This window comes from Arthrobacter sp. TmT3-37, assembly GCF_054510835.1.
In genome coordinates this window covers 20,054-37,397 of the sequence record NZ_JBTNDU010000012.1, presented here as the reverse complement: position 1 = coordinate 37,397, position 17,344 = coordinate 20,054, and the positions used below count along the sequence as shown (strand labels likewise).

Annotated in this window: 14 protein-coding genes and 3 tRNA genes; 9 read left to right on the top strand and 8 right to left on the bottom strand. The window is 67.7% G+C overall.

What is annotated here, in order from left to right; genetic code table 11:
* The first annotated feature begins 14 nt into the window (after nucleotides 1-14).
* Nucleotides 15-102: transfer RNA gene (locus ACX80U_RS14015), tRNA-Ser, on the top strand.
* A gap of 137 nt (nucleotides 103-239) precedes the next feature.
* On the opposite strand, the gene ACX80U_RS14010 is transcribed toward ACX80U_RS14015, so the two are convergent.
* Nucleotides 240-2,354, bottom strand: a complete 2,115-nt coding sequence (locus ACX80U_RS14010) for a RecQ family ATP-dependent DNA helicase (RefSeq protein ID WP_459268891.1) — start codon at nucleotides 2,352-2,354, stop codon at nucleotides 240-242.
* 93 nt (nucleotides 2,355-2,447) lie between these two features.
* Here ACX80U_RS14010 and ACX80U_RS14005 point away from each other — a divergent pair, with 93 nt between their 5' ends.
* Entirely contained in the window at nucleotides 2,448-3,854 is a 1,407-nt protein-coding gene (locus ACX80U_RS14005) for a phosphomannomutase/phosphoglucomutase (protein ID WP_459268890.1), read from the top strand.
* Between the two features lie 97 nt (nucleotides 3,855-3,951).
* Here ACX80U_RS14005 and ACX80U_RS14000 read toward each other — a convergent pair whose 3' ends face one another.
* Complete coding sequence (locus tag ACX80U_RS14000; RefSeq protein ID WP_133080368.1) at nucleotides 3,952-5,832, bottom strand: phosphoenolpyruvate carboxykinase (GTP); 1,881 nt, start codon at nucleotides 5,830-5,832, stop codon at nucleotides 3,952-3,954.
* Nucleotides 5,833-6,125: 293 nt separating this feature from the next.
* Here ACX80U_RS14000 and ACX80U_RS13995 point away from each other — a divergent pair.
* Both ACX80U_RS13995 and ACX80U_RS13990 read left to right on the top strand, forming a co-directional pair.
* A tRNA-Arg gene (locus tag ACX80U_RS13995) sits at nucleotides 6,126-6,198 on the top strand.
* A gap of 94 nt (nucleotides 6,199-6,292) precedes the next feature.
* Nucleotides 6,293-7,711, top strand: coding sequence for a dihydrolipoyl dehydrogenase family protein (locus ACX80U_RS13990; RefSeq protein ID WP_459268889.1), 1,419 nt, complete (start codon nucleotides 6,293-6,295; stop codon nucleotides 7,709-7,711).
* A gap of 6 nt (nucleotides 7,712-7,717) precedes the next feature.
* Here ACX80U_RS13990 and ACX80U_RS13985 read toward each other — a convergent pair whose 3' ends face one another.
* The 4 genes from ACX80U_RS13985 to upp all read right to left on the bottom strand — a co-directional run bounded on the left by ACX80U_RS13985 (nucleotide 7,718) and on the right by upp (nucleotide 11,684).
* Nucleotides 7,718-8,254: a SixA phosphatase family protein gene (locus ACX80U_RS13985; RefSeq protein ID WP_459268888.1), complete on the bottom strand. Its 537-nt coding sequence runs from the start codon at nucleotides 8,252-8,254 to the stop codon at nucleotides 7,718-7,720.
* 38 nt (nucleotides 8,255-8,292) lie between these two features.
* A complete protein-coding gene (locus tag ACX80U_RS13980) occupies nucleotides 8,293-9,114 on the bottom strand; it encodes a winged helix-turn-helix domain-containing protein (protein ID WP_459268887.1) in 822 nt (273 codons plus the stop codon).
* A 485-nt stretch (nucleotides 9,115-9,599) separates the two neighbouring features.
* A complete protein-coding gene (locus ACX80U_RS13975; RefSeq protein WP_208740511.1) occupies nucleotides 9,600-10,937 on the bottom strand; it encodes an APC family permease in 1,338 nt (445 codons plus the stop codon).
* Nucleotides 10,938-11,048: 111 nt separating this feature from the next.
* The gene (upp, locus tag ACX80U_RS13970; RefSeq protein WP_133080363.1) at nucleotides 11,049-11,684 is read right to left on the bottom strand and encodes a uracil phosphoribosyltransferase; all 636 of its coding nucleotides are present in this window, start codon (nucleotides 11,682-11,684) and stop codon (nucleotides 11,049-11,051) included.
* 23 nt (nucleotides 11,685-11,707) lie between these two features.
* On the opposite strand from upp, the gene tadA reads away from it, so the two are divergent.
* From tadA to ACX80U_RS13945, 5 genes are all read left to right on the top strand, one after another.
* Nucleotides 11,708-12,205, top strand: coding sequence for a tRNA adenosine(34) deaminase TadA (tadA, locus tag ACX80U_RS13965; RefSeq protein WP_459268886.1), 498 nt, complete (start codon nucleotides 11,708-11,710; stop codon nucleotides 12,203-12,205).
* A 39-nt stretch (nucleotides 12,206-12,244) separates the two neighbouring features.
* Complete coding sequence (locus ACX80U_RS13960; RefSeq protein ID WP_133080361.1) at nucleotides 12,245-12,733, top strand: pyridoxamine 5'-phosphate oxidase family protein; 489 nt, start codon at nucleotides 12,245-12,247, stop codon at nucleotides 12,731-12,733.
* 70 nt (nucleotides 12,734-12,803) lie between these two features.
* Nucleotides 12,804-12,890 (top strand) — tRNA-Ser (locus ACX80U_RS13955).
* Between the two features lie 386 nt (nucleotides 12,891-13,276).
* A complete protein-coding gene (locus ACX80U_RS13950) occupies nucleotides 13,277-13,801 on the top strand; it encodes a small multidrug efflux protein (protein WP_459268885.1) in 525 nt (174 codons plus the stop codon).
* 111 nt (nucleotides 13,802-13,912) lie between these two features.
* Nucleotides 13,913-14,668, top strand: a complete 756-nt coding sequence (locus tag ACX80U_RS13945) for a MerR family transcriptional regulator (protein ID WP_459268884.1) — start codon at nucleotides 13,913-13,915, stop codon at nucleotides 14,666-14,668.
* A gap of 98 nt (nucleotides 14,669-14,766) precedes the next feature.
* Here the strand turns inward: ACX80U_RS13945 and ACX80U_RS13940 are convergent, their stop codons facing one another.
* On the bottom strand, nucleotides 14,767-15,534 hold the full coding sequence (locus ACX80U_RS13940; protein WP_459268883.1) for a type 1 glutamine amidotransferase domain-containing protein: 768 nt from the start codon (nucleotides 15,532-15,534) through the stop codon (nucleotides 14,767-14,769).
* Between the two features lie 111 nt (nucleotides 15,535-15,645).
* Nucleotides 15,646-16,434, bottom strand: a complete 789-nt coding sequence (locus ACX80U_RS13935) for a hypothetical protein (protein ID WP_459268882.1) — start codon at nucleotides 16,432-16,434, stop codon at nucleotides 15,646-15,648.
* Nucleotides 16,435-17,344: the final 910 nt, after the last annotated feature.

Below are 17,344 nucleotides of genomic sequence, written 5' to 3'. Positions count from 1 at the left end.
TAGAGATAGCCGATGGAGACGTGCCAGAGCGGCCGAATGGGCTTCACTGCTAATGAAGTGTGGGCCTAAAGCCTACCGGGGGTTCAAATCCCCCCGTCTCCGCTGAAAGACCCCCGCAGCTGCGGGGGTCTTTTCGTTTCGCCGACCATGCGACCGTGCCGGGACCGACGCGGATTCCCGGGCAGCACCCTGGCCCGGTCCCGGACGCCGGGCAGCGCCCGGGCTGGATCAGGGCCGGGTCAGGCCTTCAGCGCCAGGGCGAACGGCAGCACGCTGGATGCCCCGGCGGTGCGCAGCGCCCGCCCTGCCTCGGTCATGGTCCACCGGCTGTCGGCGAAGTCGTCGACGAGCAGCACGGGCCCGGGGTTCGCCGCGAACCAGGCGGCACCCTCGTCGGGAACGGCGAAGTGGTCCCAGACGGAGGCCAGGCGGAAAGCGCTGTTGCCGCCGGGCTGTCCCTGCGGGAAGCCGTGCGGTGTGTCCAGCCGCCCCAGGTAGGGGATGCGGCCGACGGTCGCGAGGGCCTGCGCCAGCGACCCGACCAGTTCCGGGCGCCGCCTGGAGGGGATGCTGACCACGGCGACGGGCCGCTCCTCCCATCCCCACTGCGCGAGGACCCGCACGACGGCGTCGATCACAGCAGGGTCCAGCGGAGCGTCGAGGGTGGCATCGGACATCAGCTCACGCAGCCGGTTGCCCCAGCCGAGGTCCGTGAGACGGGCCAGGGCGCGGCCGGGCAGACTGACCTCGTTCGGCTTGAGCTTCCCCTTGAGGGGGACACCGAGCTTGTCCATCCCGCTGGGCCACTGGCCGCGCGGCTCGAGTTCCACGCCGACCCTGCTGAGGGCCTGACTCGCGGAGTCCGATGCCTCGTGGGCCACCTCGTCCGAGTACCAGGGCCCCGCGCAGTTGTCGCAGCGCCCGCAGGGCGTGGCGGAAGGGTCGTCGAGGGACGCCGACAGGAATTCCATGCGGCAGCCTGTGGTGTTCTCGTAGTCCAGCATGGAGCGCTGCTCCACGATCCGCGCCTCGCTGATGCGTCGGTACCGCTCGGCGTCGTAGGTCCAGGGCACCCCCGTGCTCTCCCACCCGCCGGTCACCTTGCGGACGGCGCCGTCGACGTCGAGCACCTTGAGGAGCAGTTCGAGCGGCGAGCGCTTCAGGTTGACCCGGGTCTCGAGGGCCGGCGTGGACAGCACGATGCCGGGTTCCAGGGCGTCGAGTACCCGGAGGGCTGCATCCTGGGAGGGCATCGAGGCTGTGGCGAAGTACTCCCAGATGTCGCGGTCCTCGGCGCCCGGCAGCAGCAGCACGTCGGCGTTCGGCGTCCCGCGGCCGGCCCGTCCCACCTGCTGGTAGTAGGCGACGGGCGAGGACGGCGCCCCGAGGTGCACCACGAATCCGAGGTCCGGTTTGTCGAAGCCCATCCCGAGAGCGCTCGTGGCCACCAGGGCCTTCACCTCGTTGTTCTTCAGCGCCGTCTCCGCGGCCTCGCGGTCGGCCGGATCGGTGCGTCCCGTGTAGGCGCGGACGGCGTGCCCGTTCTCACGCAGCAGGCGCGCGGTGTCCTCCGCCGCAGACACCGTCAGGGCGTAGATGATGCCGCTCCCGGGCAGGTCCGACAGGTGCGTGAGCAGCCACGCGAGGCGTGACCGGGGGCTCGGCAGGCGCAGCACACCGAGCCGGAGGGATTTCCGTGCCAGCTCGCCGCGCAGCGTGAAGACATCCGTGCCGCCCGCCCCGAGCTGCTCCTCGACGTCCTTGACCACACGGGAGTTCGCCGTCGCGGTGGTCGCGAGCACCGGGACGCCCTGCGGAAGCCCCATGATCAGCTCGCGCAGACGCCGGTAATCGGGCCGGAAGTCGTGGCCCCAGTCCGAGATGCAGTGCGCCTCGTCGATGACGAGCAGGCCGGTACGCCGCACGAGCTCCGGCAGGTACAGCTCCCGGAAGGACGGATTGTTGAGCCGCTCGGGCGAGACGAGGAGGACATCCACCTCATCGGCCTGAAGCTTGGCCGTGATCTCCTGCCACTCGGTCTGATTGGCCGAGTTGATCGCTTCGGCGCGGACGCCGGCCCGTGCCGCCGCGGCCACCTGGTCCCGCATGAGGGCGAGGAGGGGCGAGACGATGAGTGTAGGACCAGCACCCCGCGCGCGGAGCAGCAGGCTCGCGACGAAGTACACGGCGGACTTGCCCCAGCCCGTCCGCTGCACCACCAGTGCACGACGTCCACCCTCGACGAGGGCCTCGATGGCCTCGAACTGCCCCTCGTGGAAGTGCGCGTCCGGCGACCCGACGAGGGTGTGCAGGATGGCGGTTGCTTGCTCGTTCAGCGTGGTGGTCGGCGACATCCACCCAGTATCCCAGCCACCTCCGACAGCCACCGTCGGGGGATCACCATGTGCGCAACGGACGGTGTGATGCCACCCGATACACTTCGGAGCGTGACTACAACCTTCGATCTTTCTGCGTCCTTCAAGGCCTACGACGTCCGCGGCATCGTCGGCGAGACCATCACGGTGGACTCGGTGAGGGCCGTCGGAGCGGCCTTCGTGGACTCGCTGGGACTGGCCGGCCAGACGATCCTCGTCGGTGGCGACATGCGCCCCTCCTCCCCCGAATTCTCGAAGGCGTTCTCGGACGGTGCGACCCTGCGCGGGGCCGACGTCCTCTTCCTGGACCTCATCTCGACCGACGAGCTGTACTACGCGAGCGGCACCCTGGACCTGGCCGGCGTGACCTTCACCGCCAGCCACAACCCCGCCCAGTACAACGGCATGAAGATGACGCGCCCCGGAGCGGTTCCGGTCTCCTCGGAGACGGGACTCAAGGACGTCCAGGAACGGGCCGAGCGCTACCTCGAGGAGGGCTCGATCCCCGCTGTGGAGGTCCAGGGCAGGACCAGCGTCCGCGACATCCTCGAGGAGTACTCCCGGTTCCTCCGGACGCAGGTGGATCTCTCGTCGTCGCGCCCGCTCAAGGTCGTGGTCGACGCCGGCAACGGCATGGCCGGCCTCACGACGCCCGCCGTCCTCGGCGATCGCATCCTCCCCGCCCTGCCGTTCGAGATCGTCCCGCTCTACTTCGAGCTCGACGGCTCGTTCCCCAACCACCCTGCCAATCCGCTCGAGCCGGAGAACCTCCGCGATCTGCAGGCCGCCGTCGTCGAGCACGGCGCCGACATCGGGATCGCCTTCGATGGCGATGCAGACCGGTGCTTCATCATCGACGAACAGGGCCACCCCGTCTCCCCCAGCGCCATCACCGCGATGGTGGCCCGGCGCGAGATCGCCCGCGCCCAGGCCGCCGGTGAGACAGAGCCGGTCGTCATCCACAACCTGATCACCTCCCGTGCGGTGCCGGAGCTGATCCTGCACGACGGCGGCCGTCCGGTGCGGACACGCGTGGGCCACTCGTTCATCAAGGCCGTGATGGCGGCGGAGGGCGCCGTCTTCGGCGGGGAGCACTCGGCCCACTACTACTTCCGTGACTTCTGGAATGCCGATACCGGCATGCTGGCCGCCATGCACGTCCTGGCCGCCCTCGGCGAGCAGGACGGCCCGCTGTCCGAGCTCGGCCGCGAGTACGAGCCGTACTTCTCCTCCGGCGAGGTCAACTCGAAGGTGGAGGACGTGCCGGGATCGATCGCCCGGGCCCGCGCGGAGTTCGAGCAGGCGGGCGTGGTGGTCGACGACCTCGACGGCCTCACCTTCACGCCCGGCCACGGCAACTGGTGGTTCAACCTCCGCCCGTCGAACACCGAGCCATACCTCCGCCTCAATGCGGAGGCCGTGGATCCGCAGACGCTCGACGACCTCGTGCAGCGCGTCCTCGCCGTCATCCGCGCCTAGCGGCCCCGCCACCCAGCATCAGGCATCCGGCACCAGACACCAGGACGATGAGAGGCCCCTTCCGGCGGAAGGGGCCTCTCGCATCTCCAGGGGCTGATCAGGCGTTGCTGAAGCGTTCCTTGAGTTCCTCGAGCTGATCCTTGAGCTCGGTCGGCAGGGATCCACCGAAGCGGGCGTACCACTGCTCGATCCCGTCGAGTTCCTCGGCCCACTCGACCGCGTCGACGTGCACGGCGGCCTCGACCTCGGCCGGGGTCATGTCCAGGCCCGTGAGGTCCAGGGCGTCGCCGGTGGGGACGAAACCGATGGGGGTCTCGACGGCGTCGGCCGTGCCCTCGAGCCGCTCGATGACCCATTTGAGCACCCGCGAGTTGTCGCCGAAGCCCGGCCAGGCGAAACCGCCCGAGGCCGTGCGGCGGAACCAGTTGACGAGGAAGATCGTGGGCAGCCGGGCCTGGTCCGCCCCGGCGCTCAGGGTGAGCCAGTGGCGCAGGTAATCGCCGGCGTCGTACCCGATGAACGGCAGCATGGCCATCGGGTCGCGGCGCACGCGCCCCACCTCCCCGGCAGCGGCGGCCGTGGTCTCCGAGGACAGGGTGGAGCCCATGAAGATGCCGTTGGCCCAGTTACGGGACTGCGTGACCAGGGGCACGGTCGTCTTGCGGCGGCCGCCGAACAGGATCGCGGAGAGTTCCACGCCGTCGGGCCGGTTGAACTCCTCGGCGAGCATGTCGATCTGGTCGATGGGCGTGCAGAACCGGGCGTTCGGGTGCGCCGCGGGGTGGTCCATGTCCGGGGTCCAGTCCCGGCCCTGCCAGTCGGTCAGGTGCGCCGGAACCTCCTCGGTCATGCCCTCCCACCACACGCCGCCGTCGTCGGTCAGGGCGACGTTCGTGAAGACGGAGTTGCCCTTGGCGATGGCGCGCATCGCGTTGGGGTTGGTGTGCCAGCCGGTGCCGGGGGCCACGCCGAACAGTCCGGCCTCGGGGTTGACGGCGCGCAGCTCGCCCTCCTTCCCGAAGCGCATCCAGGTGATGTCGTCGCCCAGGGTCTCGACCTTCCAGCCCTCGATCGTGGGATCGAGCAGCGCGAGGTTGGTCTTCCCGCAGGCCGACGGGAACGCGGCGGACAGGTAGTAGGTCTTGTCCTGGGGCGAGGTGAGCTTGAGGATCAGCATGTGCTCGGCCAGCCAGCCCTCGTCGCGGGCCATGACCGAGGCGATGCGCAGGGCGTAGCACTTCTTGCCGAGCAGGGCGTTGCCGCCGTACCCGGAGCCGTAGGACCAGATGGAGCGCTCCTCGGGGAAGTGCACGATCCACTTGTCGTCGTTGCACGGCCATGGCACGTCCGCCTGGCCCGGCTCGAGCGGGGCGCCGAGGGAGTGGAGCGCGGGCACGAACGGGGCGCCGAGCTCGGTCATCCGGTCCAGGACCGCGCTGCCGATGGTCGCCATGATGCGCATGGAAGTCACCACGTAGGCGCTGTCCGTGATCTCGACACCGAACTTGGGGTCCTCGGCGTCGAGGTGGCCCATCACGAAGGGGATGACGTACATCGTGCGGCCCCGCATGGATCCGGCGAAGAGACCCTTGAGCTTGGCCTTCATCTCGGCCGGGTCCATCCAGTTGTTCGTGAAGCCCGCCTCCCGCTCGTCCTTCGAGCAGATGAACGTCTGCTCCTCCACCCGGGCCACGTCCTTGGGGTCCGAGAAGGCCGCGAAGGAGTTGGGGAAGATCTCGGGGTTCAGCCGCACGAACGTCCCGGACTCGACGAGTCCGTCCGCGAGCCGCGTGTTCTCGGCCTCGGAGCCATCGACCCACACGACCTCGGCAGGCTGCGTCAGCTCCTGCACGTCCCGCACCCAGGCCAGCAGGCCGGCGTGCGTGGTCGGCGCGGAACCGGACCCGACCGCCGGTGCTCCGACCTCGGAACCCGTGGGTGGTGTGTCGACCGCAAGCTCTCGTACGGGATCGCCCATTACTCTTCCCTTCGTTGGGGGTGCTCGATGTGTATCGATGCTAGGTGTGGGACATTTCAGGCAAGGGCGTGGGCCCGGAAACAATAGGCACAGCACCCCGGGGATCCGCGTCACGGCGGCGATGTCCAACGCTTACGTCGCTCCTTGCTGTGACAAAGGTCACATAGACCGGTCTAGCTTTCCTCGCGTCACACAGCTGATTAGGCGCCGCGGCGAATCCACGCTAGAGTTGTCTACGGCCAAACGGCCCGCTTGTAGGACTGGTTCGCACTGCGGATCGACGACCTGCGGATGCGTGCGTAGCTCAACGGATAGAGCATCTGACTACGGATCAGAAGGTTGGGGGTTCGAATCCCTTCGCGCGCACAACGGTTCCCTGAACCATCGAAAGGCCCCGGCTCCGGTCGGGGCCTTTCTGCGTCGGGTTGATCCTTCGCCGTGTCGGTGGAAGGCTCGGCCCATGAGTGAAGCCAAGACCATCGATGTCATTGTGATCGGCGCCGGCGCCGTCGGGGAGAACGTGGCGGGCCGCGTAGTCCAGAAGGGCCTCTCGGCGGTGCTCGTCGAGAGCGACCTCGTCGGTGGTGAGTGCTCCTACTGGGCCTGCATGCCGTCCAAGGCCCTCCTGCGCCCCGGCACCGTCCTCCGAGCCGCGCGCGGTGTTCCCGGTGCGCGCGAGGCAGTGACGGGGACCCTCGACGCCGGGCAGGTCCTCGACCGCCGCACCTCGTTCACCTCGGACTGGGATGACTCCTCCCAGGAGGAGTGGGTGGCCTCCGCAGGCATCGCCCTGGAGCGGGGCTGGGCGAAACTGTCCGGTGAGCGCGAGGTGGAGATCACCCATGGCGATGGCTCGACGACCACCTACCAGGCCCGGCACGCCGTCGTCCTGGCCACCGGTTCGACGCCGACGATCCCGCCCATCGACGGCCTCGCCGACCTCGACTACTGGACCACCCGGGAGGCGACGTCCGCGAAGGAGGTCCCCGCCAGCCTCGCCGTCCTGGGTGGCGGGGTGGCCGGCGTCGAACTCGCGCAGGCCTACGCGCGGCTCGGCGCGGAGGTCACGGTCATCGCGCGGAGCGGCATCCTCGGCAACTACCCGCCGGAGGCCTCGGGGCTGGTCCTCGACGCGCTGCGCACCGAGGGGCTCACCGTGCACACGGACACCGCCACCACCTCGGTGCGCAAGGAGAACGGCCTGTTCGTGCTCGACATCGGCGAGGGCCGGAGCGTCACCGCCGAGAAGCTGCTCGTCTCGACGGGCCGCCACCCGCACACCTCCGGTATCGGACTCGAGAGCATCGGCCTCGATCCGAAGAAGCTCACGCGGGACGACACCGGGCGCGTGCCCGACGCCGGCGGCTGGCTGTACGCCGTCGGTGACGTGGGCGGCATCGTCCAGCTGACGCACCAGGGCAAGTACGAGGCCCGCATGACGGGCGACGCCATCGCCGCCCGCGCGCAAGGAACACTCGGGAACCACGCGGAGGACTGGAGCCCCTACACCTCGACCGCGGACCGGAGGGCGGTCCCGCAGGTCGTCTTCACCGATCCGGAGATCGCCATGGTCGGACGCACGCTCGAGCAGGCGCGGAAGGACGGCGTCAACGCCTCCGAGACATCACTCGAGATCGCTGTGGCCGGATCGTCGCTCCATTCCGACGACTACAGCGGCTGGGCGCAGATCGTCGTCGACGAGGACCGGAAGGTGCTCGTCGGCGTCACGTTCGCCGGACCGGATGTCTCCGAGATGTTGCACTCGGCGACCATCGCCGTCGTCGGGGAAGTGCCCCTCGATCGGCTGTGGCACGCCGTGCCGGCCTATCCGACCGTCAGCGAGGTCTGGCTGCGCCTGCTGGAGAAGTACGGGATGTAGCAGGGGTCAGCGAAGGCTCGACGCGCGGCGGACCACGAAGTCGGTGACCTCGGCGTCGCGTCCGTCGAGTTCGGCCCATTCGCCGTCGTACGTCATCACGGTGAGACCTGCCGTCGGGTAGTCGGTGGCGAGATCCATGACGGCGCGCTCGCTCGACCGGACCGATGCGAGGCGCATCGCCAGCTCCTGGATGCCCGGATTGTGGGCGATCACGAGGAGGCTCGTGACGGTCGGCGGCACGTGGTTGATCAGGGAGAGGATCTCCGACGGCCGTGCGGCGTAGAGGTCGTCCTCCAGCTTGGGCGTGGGCGCCTTATCGCCGAGTTCCTTGCACACCCAGGTGCACGTCTGTCGTGTGCGCAGGGCGGTGGAGACGAGGATGAAGTCGGGGACGGCGTCGTGGTCGAGCATCCAGCGACCCACCAGCGGAGCGTCCGCGTGGCCCCTCGAACTGAGCGAGCGCTCGTGGTCGGGGACGCCCTCCTGGAACTCGGCCTTCGCGTGGCGCAGCAGCAGAAGCTTCTTCAGGTGGTGGGAGGCCATGATCCGAAGTCTATGGCCTCCCCCGGCCGGGCATGAGCCTAGATGGAGTACTCGGGAGCGGCCCAGACGACCACTTCGGGGTGGTCGTAGAAACGGTAGCCCTGCCCCCGCACGGTGCGGACGGTGTTGGCCAGGCGACCGAGCTTCGAGCGGAGGCGCCGGATGTGGACGTCGATGGTGCGTTCGTTCGGTACCTCGTCGGCATTGCGCCAGAGTCCACTGAGGAGTTCCTCGCGGCCCACGGTGCGCGTGGCGTTCTCCACGAGGTAGTTGAGGAGCTCGAACTCCTTGAAGGTCAGGTTCAGCGTCTCACCGTCGAGGTGCACCTCGCGGCGCGACAGATCGATGAGGACGCCCGTGGGGCGGGCGGGCTGGGCCTGCGACGGTGCCGGGATGGCGTCGGCACGGGGTCGACGGGCGACCGTCGGGTCGCCGAGTGCCGCACGCACGACGTCGATGTCCGAACCCGGCGCGTCTGCCGGAGCCAGCGCGACCGCTGCGTGGCTCTCCGCCGTCGGGACCAGGGACCGCACGTAGGACCGGACATCCTGCGCCAGCTTGGCGAACGTGGTGCCCGCGGCTGCTGCGGTGGCCTCGTCGAGCGCGACGTAGAGCACGAAGCCCCGAGCAGTGGTATCACCCGTGACCGCCTGCGGTCCGGGAACGCCGTTCGGCGTGACCACGGGGATCGGAGCGCTCAGCGGCTGGGCGGCGTCTCCGCCGGGAACCGCCTGGAGGCGCGAATGGGGGTGGGGAACCTGCGGCGCGTGGGCGTTGAAGGCGGGAGCGAACTGCTGGCGTGCCTGCCGGTTCTGCGGGGAGCGGAGGGAGATATGGACGTAGCCCGGATTTACTGACATGAAAACAACCTCGTGAAGTATGCCGTCATCGCGGCTCGAATGCGGGATGTGCCCGGTCGGGATGAAGAAGGATGCCCGCCGTTGGGCTTGAAGTGCGTAAAGAGGGTCTGGGTATAACCGTTACGCGTGCATTCGATAACAGCGGAGGTCCGCTCCGGACGTGGCGTCCAGGGAGGGAACTACCGCTGCAGATGCGGGTGAGTTGGTATTCACATTTCGAATTATTGCATGTAACAATCGCCTACGCGCAAGTAACAATGCCCGAATGTCCAGCATGCGAGCACTCGGCGTGGCGGACGGCTGATGGACGCGAGAGCGTGCCACCGCGACGACGCGGCGATCCGTCCGGTCCCCGGCGGGTCCTGCCGCCTTCCGTCCATACAACGAACGCGGCCCGAACGCACGCCGGAGCCCGCACGAGCGGATGGCAGACGCAACCCTTGAGGGCCCTGCAGGCACCTGAAGGGCCGGAGGCAGCGCCCCGGCTAGGCGGAGACTCGTTCCTGGCGCTTGCGACCGGCACGGGCGGCGAGGAACAGCAACGATCCGACCACCGCGTACCCGATGGCGCCGAGCCAGACCACGCCGGTCTGCTGGGTCAGCAGGGCGATGCTGGCGATGATCGCGAGGATCGGCACGACCCGCGGTACCGAGAAGTGCGGGTGGTCGACCTTGTCCTTCTTGAGGACGAGCACGCTCACATTGGCCGACAGGAACACCAGGAGCAACAGCAGCACGGTGGTCTCGGCCAGCGTGCCGACATCACCCACGAGTGAGAGCACGATGGTCAGAGCGGCGACGACGACGATCGACACCCACGGCGTGCGGCGCTCGGGCAGCACGCGGCTGAACGCCCGCGGCAGCAGCTCGGCCTCCGCGAGGCCGTATCCGACCCGGCTCGCCATCACCATGAACAGCAGGGCGCCGTTGGCGATGGCGACAAGCGCGATGAGGCTGAACAGCCAGGGCGGGATGCCGACGCCGCTGGCGGTCACGACGGCGAGCAGCGGTCCGGTGGACTCGGCGAGTTCGGCCGGCGGCAGGACGATGACCGCGCCGAGGGCGATGAGGAGATAGACGACCGCGGCGGTCCCGATGGCGCCGAAGAGGGCTCGGGGGTAGGCCCTCGACGGATTGCGTACCTCCTCCGCCATGTTGGCGGCAGCTTCGAAGCCGAGGAAGGAGAAGAAGGCGATGACGGATGCCGCGAAGGCACCCTGCAGCGGAGGCACGTCCGGAGCGAACTCGAGGAGCCGGGCAGGCTCACCGTTCCCGCTCCCGAGGACGACGGCGGCGAGCACGATCACGAGCACCAGGCCGGTCACCTCGATCACGGACGCGACGAGGTTCGCGGCGAGGGATTCCCGGACGCCGCGCAGATTGATCAGCGTGAGCAGGATGATGAAGACCACTGCGGCCGGAGCAGCCGGTACGTCGATGAGTGCAGCCAGGTAGTCACCGGCGAAGGCGTTCGCCAGGGCAGCGGCCGTGGTGATGCCCGAGGCCATCATGAGGAACCCGACGAGGAACGAGAGGTAGGGGATGTTGAAGGCCCGCTCGACGTACCGCGCCGCCCCGCCGGCGTGCGGATACTTGGTGATCAGTTCCGCATAGGTCCCCGCGGTGAGGAGCGCCAGGACCAGCGCGATGAGCAGCGGGAGCCAGATCACGCCCCCGACGTCGTCGGCCATGGTGCCGACGAGGGTGTAGATGCCGGCTCCGAGGGTGTCTCCGACGATGAATGCGAACAACAGCGGCGTACCGATCGCCCGCTTCAGACCGCCCTCGGTACTCGACTCGGTCGCGCTGATGTCCTTGGTCATCGCCCTATTCGACCCCGTCGACCGCGCCGGCGCAACCCTTCAGCGATCTTCCGACGGAAGTCGTCCGGCTCCTGCCGTGGGCCGGACCTGCCCGGACGCTCCGGGGTCCGGCTAGCCGACGACGCCGTAGAGGCGGTCTCCCGCGTCCCCGAGGCCCGGCACGATGTACGACTTCTCGTTGAGCTTCTCATCGATCGAAGCCAGCACGATGGTGACATTGCGGCCGTCCAGCTCCTCCTGCAGGGTCGCGAGGCCCTCGGGAGCGGCGAGCAGGCAGATGCAGGTGATGTCCGCTGCACCCCGCGCGAAGAGGAACTTGATGGCCTCACGGAGCGTGCCGCCGGTCGCGAGCATGGGATCGAGGACGAAGACCTGGCGCCCGGTGAGATCGTCCGGCAGTCGCTCGGCGTAGGTGATGGCCTCGAGGGTCTCCTCGTTGCGGGCCATGCCGAGGAAGCCGACCTCCGCCGTCGGCACGAGGCGCGTCATGCCTTCGAGCATCCCGAGGCCGGCACGCAGGATGGGGACGACGAGCGGCGTGGGCTTCACCAGCCCCGTTCCCTCCGTCTTCGTGACGGGTGTCTCGATGGACACGGTCTCGACGCGGACGTCGCGTGTGGCCTCGTAGGCCAGCAGGGTGACGAGCTCCTCGGTGAGGAGGCGGAACACCGGCGACGACGTGTCCTTGTCCCGGAGAACCGTCAGTTTGTGGGCTACCAGGGGGTGGTCGACTACCAGTACGCGCATGCGTCAAAAGTACCATTGAGCCCATGACCCCCTTCCCCCGTGCCATGGACGCCGAGCATCGGGCGTGGATGGGGCTGGCTCTGGATGCGGCCGTGCGGACGCTCGCGAGCTCCGATGTCCCGATCGGCGCCGTCGTCGTGGGCCCTGGCGGTGACGTGCTGGGCACCGGGTGGAACCAGCGCGAGGAACTCGGCGACCCGACCGCGCACGCGGAGGTACAGGCGATCCGCGCAGCCGCTGCACAGCTCGGCGCCTGGCGGCTCGAAGGCTGCACGCTGGTGGTCACCCTCGAGCCGTGCGCAATGTGCGCCGGGGCTTCCGTCCTGGCCCGCATCCCGCGCGTCGTGTTCGGGGCCTGGGACGAGAAGGCGGGCGCCTCGGGGTCGGTGTTCGACGTGCTGCGCGAGCGCCGCCTGAACCATTGGACCGAGGTGTTCCCGGGCGTCCGCGACGACGAGTGCGCGCGCCTGCTCAGGGAGTTCTTCGTCACTCAGCGGGCCCCCCGAACGAATAGTGCGTAGGCTTAGTAAATACGCAGCAGACCTCACGAAGGAGCAGACGTGGCAGACCAGCAGGACGGTTTGAAGGAAGTGCAGGACATCCTCGGCAAGGCCGACATCGCCAATCTCACGACGGTGAGCCTGGACGGCAAGCTCGTCAGCAGGCCACTGGCCCTGCAGGCCAGGGACTTCGACGGCGATCTCTGGTTCTTCACCGAGGATCCGTCCCCGAAGGCCGACGAGATCCGCGCGAACCCGCAGGTCAATGTCACCGCGAACACGGGTAAGGGCTACGTGTCCATCGCCGGCACGGCGACCCTGACCAAGGACCAGGCCAAGATCGACGAGCTGTGGGGTCCCTCGGTGTCCGCATGGTTCGAGAACGGCCGCGACGATCCCGCCGTCGCACTCATCCACGTCGACGCCGACACCGCCGAATACTGGTCCATGGATGCGCCGCGCGTCGTCTCGGCCGTGAAGATGGTCAAGGGCCTGGTGACTGGCAGCAAGCCGGACTCCGGTAAGAACGAGGTCATCGAGCTGCCCTAGCGCCTCCTTCCGGCGGCCGGGGCACCTCGTTTTGGGTCTGACGCCTCCAACCCGGTAAAGTAGCGGCGTTGGTGACGTGTCCGAGCGGCCGAAGGTGCAACACTCGAAATGTTGTTTGGTGTAAAAGCCAACGTGGGTTCAAATCCCACCGTCACCGCCCTTTGAAAGGCCCCCATTCCCCGTCTTCACGAGGGAATGGGGGCCTTTCGCTTCGCCCCGGGAAGCGATTTGCGGCTCCTGCGTCCAGTCGACGATGTAGAACGTCGATCGAGTGATGTCCTCGACGTCACCGCCTGCTCCCCTCACGCCCGTTGCGACATTGCGCAGCGCGGAGTGCCCCTGCCCCGATCCGCTGCGGTGGACGCCCCGGTGTGGCGCACGCCTCGTCCCGGCGCCTTGACCCTGTTCCTGGCACAGCCTCTTCAATGGTGAGCACATGGAGCAATCCGGCCCGGCACAACGCTCGTGACTTTGCAACCGGAACGCGCTGACTCGCGGTGGGACAACCTACGCCGGCTGCCGGAAGAGACGAAGGAGAATGTCATGGCCAACCCGTACGAGGGCATGCAGGAGTGGGTACAGCAGCTACCGGAGATCGTGCAGCCGCTGGGCGTCGCCGTCGCCGCAGCGGTCCCCTACATCGAAGGCGAGGGTGCTGCCGGAATCGGCATCGTCCTCGGGATCAACCCGGTCGTGGCGGCGCTCGCTGCCATGATCGGCAACTTCCTGAGCGTGCTCGCAGTCGTCGTGATCAGTTCCCGTGTCCGGGAGAAGGTCGTCGCCGGTCGAGGAGGCGGGGACGGGCCGGCAGATCCCGCATCCACTGCTCCATCGGCCCGGCGTGTGAAGGGGCAGCGCCGCCTGCAGGGCTGGCTCTCCCGATTCGGCGTGCCGGGCGCGAGCCTCCTCGCCCCGCTTGCTCTTCCCACGCAGCTCACCGCCGCGTTCTTCGCAGCATCGGGGGTCCGGAAGGAGCGGGTCCTGTTCTGGCAGGCGATCGCCATCGTCCTGTGGACCGGCGTCATCGCGGCTCTCGCGGCCGGGCTCGTCGGGTTCCTCGGGTGGTGACCGAAGCCTGCGACCACCGCGGGTGGGACGATGGGTTCCCCACGGGCCGGCTGACGGACAGCGGACGCAGCGACTGACCCGGCGAACGAGGACGCGGAAGGAGTGGCGACAGTGGCGTGGAGCACCCGCGAGATCGCCGAGCTGGCAGGGACGACGGTGAATACGGTGCGTCACTATCACCAGGTCGGTCTCCTCGAGCAGCCGGACAGGACGTCCAACGGCTACAAGCAGTACCAGGTCAGGCACCTGGTCCGTCTCCTGAAAATTCGCCGCCTGCGGGATCTCGACGTCCCGCTCGACCAGATCGACGACGTGACCTTCGACGGCGATTCATCGTTCGAGGCGTTGAGGTCGATCGACGCGGACCTCGCCGTGAGCATCGAGAGGCTGCAGCGCGCCAGGGCGGAGATCCAGGCGATCCTCCAGGGCTCCTCCGTGACGGGCGTCCCGGCAGGATTCGAGGATGTGGCGCCCAGGCTGTCCGAGCAGGACCAGTCCCTGATGCTGATCTACTCCCAGGTGTACGACGACGACGCGATGCAGGATCTGCGGTCCATGATCCGGCAGGATCCGGAGTCGCCGGGCAGGGAATTCGACGAGCTAGCCCCTGACGCCGACGAACCAGCACGTGCCAAACTCGCCGAGCGCTACGCACCAACCATCGTCGATGCGATCAGGAACTACCCGTGGCTCACGGAGCCCGGGAAGCACCTGTCGAAAAGTCTGGAGGTCACCCGGAACACCGTCGTCGAATCGATCGCGGCGCTGTACAACCCGGCACAGCTCGACGTCCTTGCGCGGGCAAGCGTCATCGCCGGAACCATCCTCGAGAGGGAACGGGGCACGACGGACGAGCAGACGCCCTGAGGCCGGGCCCCGTCACTTCGGTGTAGCCGGACCTACGCACTCTCGTCGGGGGACCCGCGGAACGGACGCCGCGGGTCACCTGACGAGACCATCCGACGTCAGTCCTCGTCGCCGGCCGCCGCGGCCTTGACCGCATCCTTCTCGGCGCGCAGGGCCTCCGACTCGTGCTGTTCCTCGGCTTTCTCCTGGCGGATGACCACCGCGAAGAGCTTCTCCATCTCCTTGGCCACGCCCGCTGCCGACGCAGGGTTCTGGCCGGTCACGAGCCGGTCGTCGACCACGACCTTCTCCTCGAAGACCTCGGCGAAGACATGGGTTGCACCCTGTTCCTCGAGACGGTCCGCCAGGAAGAAGGGAATGACCTTGTCCTTGCCCGCGGCAACCTCCTCGTCATTGGTGAAGGCGGCCACCGTGCGGCCCTCGACGAGGCGGAACCCGTTGTCCAGTTCCACATTCACCAGTCCGGCAGGCCCGTGGCACACCGCACCGACCAGGCCGCCTCCGTTGTACACGGCAGCCACGAGCTTTTGAAGGCCCTCGCTGTCCGGGAAATCCCACATGGTGCCGTGCCCTCCCACGAGGTAGACGGCGTCATACTGATCGGGATCCACGACGTCGACGCGGGCCGTGTTGTAGAGGCCGGCGCGAGTGGTCTCATCCTCCGTGAAGGCCACCTGCACGGGATCGGAGGTGTCCACCTCGTCGCGCGGGGGTTGCCCGCCCTTGATCGATGCGAAGTCGACGAAGTGCCCGGAGTCCTTGAAGACCTTCCAGGGATGTGCAGCCTCGGCCACGTTGTAGCCCGTCTTCTCCCCCGTGTCGCCGATCTCGGAAACGCTGGTCAGAACCATGAGGATCTTCTTCATGGGGTGCTCCTTTCGTCAGCTCCCCACCCTACGCCCGGGTATCGGCACTCGGCCGTCGTCGACGGGTGTCCATCAATTCCCCGTACTTCAGCTTTCAGCAACGAAAAGACACTAGCGGGCCTGCAGGCGGGTGCCCTCGGCCTGGTTGCCTTTCTCCCACTCTGATCCGAACGAGGACGCTCCCGGATCCGCGAAGAAGTCGCCCAGCGCCTCCTCGACCGACTCGACATCGTGAACGAGCCGCAGAGGCATGAAGCCCTTCGGGCCTCCCATCGGTATCTCCACCGACTGATCCGGCACCGGCCCTGTGCGCACCAGGACCGCCCATGATCCTTCGTCGGAGGCGTCGGTGGTGCGATGGCAGATGAAGCCCGGGTGCACGGCACCGGCCACCTCGAACCGCGCGCCACCTCGCTCGACGGACACCCGCCCGCCCTTCGTGCCGTCCAGAGCACGCAACGCACCGGCAGCCGCCTCCCTTGCCTCCGCGACAGTGCGCATACCTCGACCGCCAACTGTCCAAGCAGCACGCTCGGGAGCCGGCTTCCTGTTCTTCCCTGCGATCCGCCACGCAACGCCCAGATGCGTCCCGGCCACGAACCCTCCTATCCAGGCAATGCCCGCGGAACCAGCCACGTCGATGCGGACGAAAAGCACCAGGCCGACCGCCAGAGCGCCGAGTAAGCACAGCAGCGCCAACCAAGCGTGACGCACCCCGAATCTGAACAGACACGCGCCCAGCAGGACACTCGCAGCGAGGGCTGTGAATGCGGGCCACGACGCCTCGAGTTGTCCAAGGACGATCAGCGCAGCAGTGCCGCAGGCGATGGCAATGCCGAGGATCAGGTATCCCAACCCCGACTCGCTTTTATGCGCAGTGCGTTTCATAAACCTCTTCATCGTCTCTGATCAGCCAACCCAACCGTCCCACAAGCGATGAGTGGGCTCAGGACGATCTATCCGGCGAAGAAACCGCCCTCGATAAGGATCGCGTGCGCGAACACCCCTCGGAAGAAGACGCATGCAGCGATGATGACAGTCCCGAGAATATACGACCCGACGCGGGATCCTTTCCGCATGTGGTGGGCATCAGGTTTTCTGCCTGCAGGCGGAGGTCCTCCTCCGAAAATCCCTCAGGTACGGCCTCATCCCCGGCGCCAGGACTCACGCTATCGCTCACCATGGCGCTACTCCTGTCTTTTCGGCAACGAATTCCGCGCTCTCAACAACAGCCCAGTATGAGACCGGCCGGAGAGTTCATGAGATAAGCCCCCATCAGCGGTACCTGTCGGTGGCTTCGCAACTTACATCAAGACGAAAACGACAGGGCCTTCGTTGCGATGAACAGGTCAATTCCCTGCCCGGCTGCCACCCCCGGCGGAAATCCAGATGCCCCTTCCCACCGATCCCCGCTCGCCCTCCTAAGGGCTGCGGCGCCGCAGCCCTCAGGAGCACGTTTCCACTGGGACTCTGTGCGGTTCACTTGGGTAGCAGCATTCCCCGAGCTGCATTCCAGTGGATGCTGAAGTGGGCTGGCCGGGACATCTCGGGTCCAGCATGGCGAGAACGGCCCGAACCGGCTCGAAGACTAGCGAGCAGCCCTTTGACTACATCTAAGGATCTCTTTGCCTAAGCTCGAATTGAACGACCAGGAATCCGATACTTGACGCGCGGCTGAGTCCAACAGTTCTCGAACTCGTTCGGATTGGCCCGCTCCTGCCGAGATTTCAGCTCTTCGAAGTAGACTTATGACGGATTCAAGAGACGCGTCGGACGCGCTGGTTGCGCGTTTTCCGGTGTCGAGCGCCAA

Excerpts from the sequence above, each read along its gene's own strand:
- ACX80U_RS14010 (WP_459268891.1), bottom strand. The coding sequence starts at position 2,354 with ATGTCGCCGACCACCACGCTGAACGAGCAAGCAACCGCCATCCTGCAC.
- ACX80U_RS14000 (WP_133080368.1), bottom strand. The coding sequence starts at position 5,832 with ATGGGCGATCCCGTACGAGAGCTTGCGGTCGACACACCACCCACGGGT.
- ACX80U_RS13990 (WP_459268889.1), top strand. The coding sequence starts at position 6,293 with ATGAGTGAAGCCAAGACCATCGATGTCATTGTGATCGGCGCCGGCGCC.
- ACX80U_RS13985 (WP_459268888.1), bottom strand. The coding sequence starts at position 8,254 with ATGGCCTCCCACCACCTGAAGAAGCTTCTGCTGCTGCGCCACGCGAAG.
- ACX80U_RS13980 (WP_459268887.1), bottom strand. The coding sequence starts at position 9,114 with ATGTCAGTAAATCCGGGCTACGTCCATATCTCCCTCCGCTCCCCGCAG.
- ACX80U_RS13975 (WP_208740511.1), bottom strand. The coding sequence starts at position 10,937 with ATGACCAAGGACATCAGCGCGACCGAGTCGAGTACCGAGGGCGGTCTG.
- upp (WP_133080363.1), bottom strand. The coding sequence starts at position 11,684 with ATGCGCGTACTGGTAGTCGACCACCCCCTGGTAGCCCACAAACTGACG.
- tadA (WP_459268886.1), top strand. The coding sequence starts at position 11,708 with ATGACCCCCTTCCCCCGTGCCATGGACGCCGAGCATCGGGCGTGGATG.
- ACX80U_RS13950 (WP_459268885.1), top strand. The coding sequence starts at position 13,277 with ATGGCCAACCCGTACGAGGGCATGCAGGAGTGGGTACAGCAGCTACCG.
- ACX80U_RS13940 (WP_459268883.1), bottom strand. The coding sequence starts at position 15,534 with ATGAAGAAGATCCTCATGGTTCTGACCAGCGTTTCCGAGATCGGCGAC.
- ACX80U_RS13935 (WP_459268882.1), bottom strand. The coding sequence starts at position 16,434 with ATGAAGAGGTTTATGAAACGCACTGCGCATAAAAGCGAGTCGGGGTTG.